Consider the following 6,000-nt stretch of genomic DNA (forward strand, 5'->3'; position numbering starts at 1 on the left):
TCGTTCGACCAGCACCACGCCGGGTACGAGGCCGCCCCGCAGGCGAGTTACGACTTCCACCCGCTCGGCACCGGGTACGGCTACGCGGCCGATGCGCACGTGCACGGGCAGGGCTACGACCAGTCGGCCTACCGGAACGCGGCTTACGACAACTCCGGCGCGGCTCACGACAACTCCTGGGCCACGAACAACGCGTGGGCACAACAGGAATGGAACGCGCAGGACACCTGGTCCGACGGTGGCGCCTGGAACTCCGGCGACGCGTGGGCCGAAGAGGAATCCTGGACGCCCGAGGAGAAGCCATGGGCACCCGACGAGCAGTCGTGGGTGTCCGACACCGGTTGCTGGGCTCCCGAAGAAGCCTGGGCCACCGAGACCACCGAGCCGGAGGCCGTCGATCCGGAGCCGAGCGCGCTCGCCGCGCCCACCGTGATCCCGGCCCGCCGGTCCTCGAACAAGCGCGGTGGCGCGCACCGCGTGCCCGCGCCGCCCGCCGCGCTCAAAGGTCGCGCGGCCGTCGCCGCCGTCGCGGCGGGTGCGGTCGTCGCGGCCGGGCAGGCCGCCTTCGCCTCACCCGAACAACTCTCGCAGGCAGTCGATTACGAAGCCGCGGGACAGATCCACGAGATCGCCGCGCAGTCGATGAACGTGGCCGATCCGACGGCGGCGCCGGACTCCCCCCAGGTGCTCAACGTCTCCTCGCCCGCCCACCTCGACCAGTTCGACGACATGCTGCAGAAGGGCCAGAAGTACGCCGAGGACCTCGCCGCCCAGGAGGCCGCGAAGCTTCGCCCGCTCTTCCACAAGTTCTTCGCCGCGGGCACCTTCACCTCCGGGTTCGGCGCCCGCTGGGGCGTGCAGCATCTCGGCATCGACATCGCAGGCCCGATCGGCACCCCGATCTACGCCGTCGCCGACGGCACCGTGATCGAGGCCGGTCCCGCGTCGGGCTTCGGCATGTGGGTCCGCCTGCTGCACGACGACGGCACCGTCACCATCTACGGCCACATCGATACCGCCACGGTGTCGCAGGGCCAGCGGGTGATGGCCGGCGACCAGATCGCCACGATCGGCAACCGCGGGTTCTCCACCGGCCCGCACTGCCACTTCGAAGTCTGGCTGAACGGCGTCGACAAGGTAGACCCGCTCCCCTGGCTGGCGACCCGCGGCATCAGCCTCGGCCCGCAGCGCGACTGAGCGACACTGCCGCTTCAGCCGCACCGGCACCCCGGCCGCCTCAGCGGGCTTCCAGAATGCCTGTTGCGCACAGCGATTCGTCCGTCTACTGCTGATCGGCGCATTCTCGCTCAGCCGTCAAGGCAGCGGTACATGACGATGCGCACGTTCCACGACGGACGGATGACGGATCAGCGTCGGTTCATGGCTCGCCGTACAACGACGTACACGCAGTTCCTTGAGGAGGCAGGCTTCACCTTCCGCTATCCCACGCTCGACAAGGCGTTGACAGACCTGCTACCCCACTGACCGGTCTGCCCGGTTCCCAGATCCGAGGTGCGAGACCGTCTGCCGCGCAGCCCATAATTGGGTGATGACAGCTTCGAAGCCGCCATTGGAACCAATGCGGCCTGTGGAAACGGTGCGGCGGCCGAAGCAAGTCAAGCCCCGGAGGCGGTTCTTCGGGTGGCCGTTCACGTTCGGAGTTGTGCTCGGCCTGATTTCGGGAGCGCTCGTGACGATCGTCGCGGCAGTTTCCCTGTTCATGCATCGCACCGACACGGTCCGCACGTATCCGGCACCGCGCAGCACATATGCCGCAGCCGTGAAGCGGACACACAGCCCGATGGACATCGACTCGTACGAGGTTTGGCTCGGACCGTTCATCGACGGCGGAGTGCCGCGTGGTCACGTCGTCACGATCCCCCTCGGCTGGAGTACCGAGCCACGGATCGACTGGAACCACGACATGGTCGTCCTGCATTTCGCTCCCGGTGGAGAGATCCGGGTCCCTATGGCGATGGTCGTGGATACCCGCTGACCGACTTACTCGCGGTTTCAGGCGGCCGACAAGTCGTCACACGGTAATGCCACGCAAGCACCCGCATGCACGGAATTCGGTTCCACTACATCGCAACGACCGGGGCTCGATCGCCATCACCGACGCGAACACCTCGGTGATCTCGACGACGCCAAGGCCGTCCATGCCGAAGACCCGTTCGCCAGAATACGCCGCGCTGTCACGATGCCGTTCCGGCGAACAATTCAGGCGCAGCCTTCCGCACCTTCCGCAGAACTTTCGATGCCCGATCCGAGGACACGGCAGTCAGAATGGGCAGCGCCGATCGCCATAGCTTCGCCGCGTCCTCGTGCCGCCCGAGACGCCAACGGATAAGACCTGTTTCCGCAGCGGAAAGCGCATGAATCCTGGTGTGCGTCTGCGGGTTCCACATCGAATGCGACAGATGCATGTACCGCTCGGCTTCAGCCTGGTCGCCCAGGGCGGCGAACGCTTTCGACGTCTGCCTGGCCACGCTCGCCTTGTTCGGGCACCAGAGCGCCGCCCAGCGGGGTAACGCAGTGGTTATTTCCGTGCTTATCCACGGTTCCGCCTGCCGCAAAGTACTCCGCGCAGCTCGATGCTGTCCCGTTTCGGCGTGGCAACGCGCCAGACCGACCAGGAACAAGGACATGGTGTCCGGCCCTACCTTGTCGCGCGCCGCTGCCACTCCACGCTCGGCGAGTTCGGCAGCGTGCTTTGGCTGGCGGACGTCGGTCGCATGTAGTCCGAGAATGCGGAAGCAGAAACCGTCCTGTCCCGGCACACTGGATTCCTCCGCGAGCCGCAATGCCGACAGGAAATATCGCTGAGCGATACCGTCCGCCCCCGCATCGTGCGCTTTGAAACCTGCCAGATAGGCCAACTCGGCGGCGGCACTGAACGCTTCGGAACGGACCGTGGAATCGGCGAACCGCGAACGCAGTAGCGAGGCGATATCCGTACTCAGGAATTCCGCCACAGCCGTCCGGCCGATACCACCACCCTTGACCTCGTCCAAGCGCAGGAAAGCGTCCGTGATTTGCTGGACAGCTCGTACTTCCGGCATGCCTACTCGCGCCGAGTCACCTACTCGCATCAACCGGGCGACATCCGGCTGCGATACCAGCGCGGTCGCGGAAAGGGCGGCGCTGTAGACGGACGTGCGCAGGAACGACCGCCGGTCGACGTCCGCTCTGCCCAACATACTGACCAGTGTGACAGGATCACACGTCACTTCACCGCACGCGCGCATGTAGGCCGCGACCACATCGGGCGAGGCGGCGCGTGTTCCCGTCTCGACATGGCCGAGGTAGCTGCGCGAGAACGGTATCCGCGCCGCCAATTCCGCCAGCGACAGTCCCGCCGCCTGTCTGGCGGCTCGCAGCCGTTCCCCGATGTCAGGCAATCCCCCGTCCGTCCCCATGCGTGGATCGTAGGTGCATCCGTAGACGCGCTGTAGCCGTTTCCCCAGTCCGCGAGGGTATTTTCCGCGCGACGCTGGCAGCCGCACCCACCCGGCGGGCGCGCCTGTCCCGGCCGGGACGGACGCACCGCCGGCCGTGAGCGGCCCGCGGTGACATCACCCCGACGGGTGGCGTGCACCCGAATGACGAGCGAGCACAGCAGGGGTGAGACGCGATGGGGTTCAGTTGGTGGCGAGATGGCGAGCAGGACGACATGTCAGCGCAAGCGATCATCGACCGCGTAGCCGCCGAGTGGCGCGCCGAGCGCGAACGGATACGCGCCGGGCAACTCGACCCCGGACTGTGGCCGAACGGCTGGCCGCACGAAGCTCCGGACCACCCGCTCGGCATTCCCGAAGCACACCGGATCATGCAGCAGCACAGGGCGTGCCGTGCCGATCAATGCCCGCGTAAGGCGGCGGCCCGGCAGACGCTCATCGACGCCGGGCGCATGAAGCCGGACACCTCACGGGAGCCACGCTGACGTTTCCCACGGCAGCGGGTCCCGAGTCGGCGCTGCCGATCGCGCGTTCTCGGACAGTTGGGCGGTAGTCGATGTTCCTCGGGCCTGGAACCTCCGCCACGCGTCACCCGAGGACGGCGGTGAGGTCGAGGCGGGTGAGCCGGTCGCGGTCGGACAGGATGTCGATGGCGGTGATGTGGTCGTCGGTGACGGTGAAGCCGATGATCGAGAACGGGTTGCCGTCGAGCGTGTTGACCAGTCCGGGGCCGCCGTTGACGAGGGCGGGGTGGGTGGCGCAGAGGGTGGCCATGCGCTGGAAGGTTTCGGCCTGGCCCGCGACGGCGCTCGCGCCGCGGATCACGCGCATCACCGCACCGGCATCTGCGCGTAGCACCACGTCGGGGTCGAGCAGGCGCAGGAGTTCGTCGAAGTCGCCGCCGCGGGCGGCGGTGAGGAAGGCGTCGACGACCCGGCGCTGACGGGGCAGGTCCGGAGCTGGGCCCGGGGTGGCCCCCTGGACTCGGCGGCGGGCTTGGCTGGCGAGTTTCTTGGCGGTTTGCGGCGTGCGGTCCACGATGGGTGCGATCTGCTCGTAAGGCAGAGCGAACATGTCGTGCAGGACGAAGGCGAGTCGTTCGGCCGGTCGCAGGGATTCCAGCACGACCAGTAGGGCCAGGCCCACCGAGTCGGCGAGCAGCGCTTCGTGTTCCGGGTCCGGTGTGGTCTCGCTGGTGATCACCGGGTCGGGTAGGTGCTCGGCTTCCAGAGGTTCTTCGTGGCGGGTTCTGCGGGCGCGCAGCATGTCCAGGCAGACTCGCCCGACGACGGTGGTCAGCCAGCCGCCGAGGTTGGCGACATCGCTGGTGTCGGTGCGGGCCAGGCGTATCCACGCCTCCTGAACGGCGTCGTCGGCATCGGGGAGCGAGCCGAGCATCCGGTAGGCGACCGATCGCAAGTGGGCGCGGTGTGCCTCGAATCGGTCGGCCGAGAACTGCTCATCGTGCACGGGGTCCTCCTCGGTCTTCTTCCCGCATCGATGACGCGCCGGCGACGGGAAATGTGACCCTCGCTCTTCGCTGGTCGGCTGTGCGCCACCCGGACCCGGCGCCCGGCTCGCCCGTCCAGCTCGTGCGCCCGGAGTGGAGTGAACGGCTCGCCGACGTTTCGACCGGCGGTTTCGCTGTCGCGGTCACGTTTCTCGCCGCCCTACGTCAGTGCAGCAGAACACGATCCGCAGCGGCCGGTCAGCTCTCGACCGGGCGGGGCTGCTGTCGAAGGGAGACATCACTATGAAGATCGAAATACACGGCACCGTCGCCGAAGGATTCGAGCACGTACGCGACGAATTCGCCGCCGTCGTCAGCGAGGAGAACGGGGAATCCGGCGCGCAGCTCGCCGCCTTCGTCCGCGGCCGCCAGGTGGTGGACCTCTGGGCGGGCACGGAAGTCACCGCCACCACGCTGACCGGCCTGCATTCCACGAGCAAGGGCGCCTCCGGCCTGGTGGTGGCGCTGCTGATCCAAGACGGCGCTCTCGATTTGGACCGGCCGGTCGCCCACTACTGGCCGCGGTTCGCCGCGGCGGGTAAGGAGCGCGTCACCGTGCGGGACGTGCTCGTGCACCGATCCGGGATCATCGGAGTCGACGGTGGATTCACCGTCGCCGAACTCGCCGACGAGCAGGTCATCGCCGAACGGCTGGTGGGGCAGCGGCCCTTCTTCGAACCGGGCGCGGTGCACGGTTACGGCGGGTTCGTCACCTACGCCATCGTCGGTGAGGTGGTGCGCGCGGTGACCGGTAGCACCGTCCAGGAGCTGTTCGAGCAACGTATCCGCGCCCCGTACGGGCTGGATGTCTACCTCGGCCTGCCCGCCGAACTCGACCACCGGTACCTGCCGATCCTGCCGTGGCGAGCCAGCCCGGAGATGGAAGCGGCCTTCGCCGCCGCCTCACCCGCACCGCACGGCATCGCGGGGATCTCCTACAACCTCAACGCACGCGGGTTCACTCCCTCCGATGTCATGGCTCTGCCCAACGACACCGCCTTGCGCCGCCTCGGCCAAGGCTCGGCCGGTGGC

Annotated in this window: 7 protein-coding genes; 5 read left to right on the top strand and 2 right to left on the bottom strand. The window is 67.8% G+C overall.

All coding sequences use genetic code 11. From position 1 onward, the window contains the following. The first annotated feature begins 327 nt into the window (after window positions 1–327). The 3 genes from ON27_RS23860 (at window position 328) to ON27_RS40045 (ending at window position 1,996) form a co-directional block, all read left to right on the top strand. Window positions 328–1,197 (top strand): M23 family metallopeptidase, encoded by an 870-nt coding sequence (locus tag ON27_RS23860; RefSeq protein ID WP_245560077.1) that lies wholly within the window; start codon window positions 328–330, stop codon window positions 1,195–1,197. Window positions 1,198–1,329: 132 nt separating this feature from the next. After that, entirely contained in the window at window positions 1,330–1,485 is a 156-nt protein-coding gene (locus ON27_RS41470) for a DUF1731 domain-containing protein (RefSeq protein ID WP_083887768.1), read from the top strand. 205 nt (window positions 1,486–1,690) lie between these two features. Continuing rightward, window positions 1,691–1,996, top strand: a complete 306-nt coding sequence (locus ON27_RS40045) for a hypothetical protein (RefSeq protein ID WP_157227295.1) — start codon at window positions 1,691–1,693, stop codon at window positions 1,994–1,996. A 199-nt stretch (window positions 1,997–2,195) separates the two neighbouring features. Here ON27_RS40045 and ON27_RS23870 read toward each other — a convergent pair whose 3' ends face one another. After that, window positions 2,196–3,419, bottom strand: coding sequence for a helix-turn-helix domain-containing protein (locus ON27_RS23870; RefSeq protein ID WP_051046941.1), 1,224 nt, complete (start codon window positions 3,417–3,419; stop codon window positions 2,196–2,198). Window positions 3,420–3,673: 254 nt separating this feature from the next. Here ON27_RS23870 and ON27_RS23875 point away from each other — a divergent pair, with 254 nt between their 5' ends. Beyond that, window positions 3,674–3,943 carry a hypothetical protein gene (locus ON27_RS23875; RefSeq protein ID WP_157227297.1) on the top strand — a complete coding sequence of 90 codons (270 nt, stop codon included), beginning with the start codon at window positions 3,674–3,676 and terminating at the stop codon, window positions 3,941–3,943. Window positions 3,944–4,046: 103 nt separating this feature from the next. Here ON27_RS23875 and ON27_RS23880 read toward each other — a convergent pair whose 3' ends face one another. Next, a complete protein-coding gene (locus ON27_RS23880) occupies window positions 4,047–4,928 on the bottom strand; it encodes a sigma-70 family RNA polymerase sigma factor (protein WP_043732107.1) in 882 nt (293 codons plus the stop codon). Window positions 4,929–5,211: 283 nt separating this feature from the next. Between ON27_RS23880 and ON27_RS23885 the strand changes: the two genes are divergently transcribed. Continuing rightward, a partial coding sequence (locus ON27_RS23885; protein WP_043732124.1) for a serine hydrolase domain-containing protein occupies window positions 5,212–6,000 on the top strand: 789 nt, incomplete at its 3' end.

The organism is Nocardia asiatica NBRC 100129, from assembly GCF_000308415.1.
Classification (GTDB): domain Bacteria; phylum Actinomycetota; class Actinomycetes; order Mycobacteriales; family Mycobacteriaceae; genus Nocardia; species Nocardia asiatica.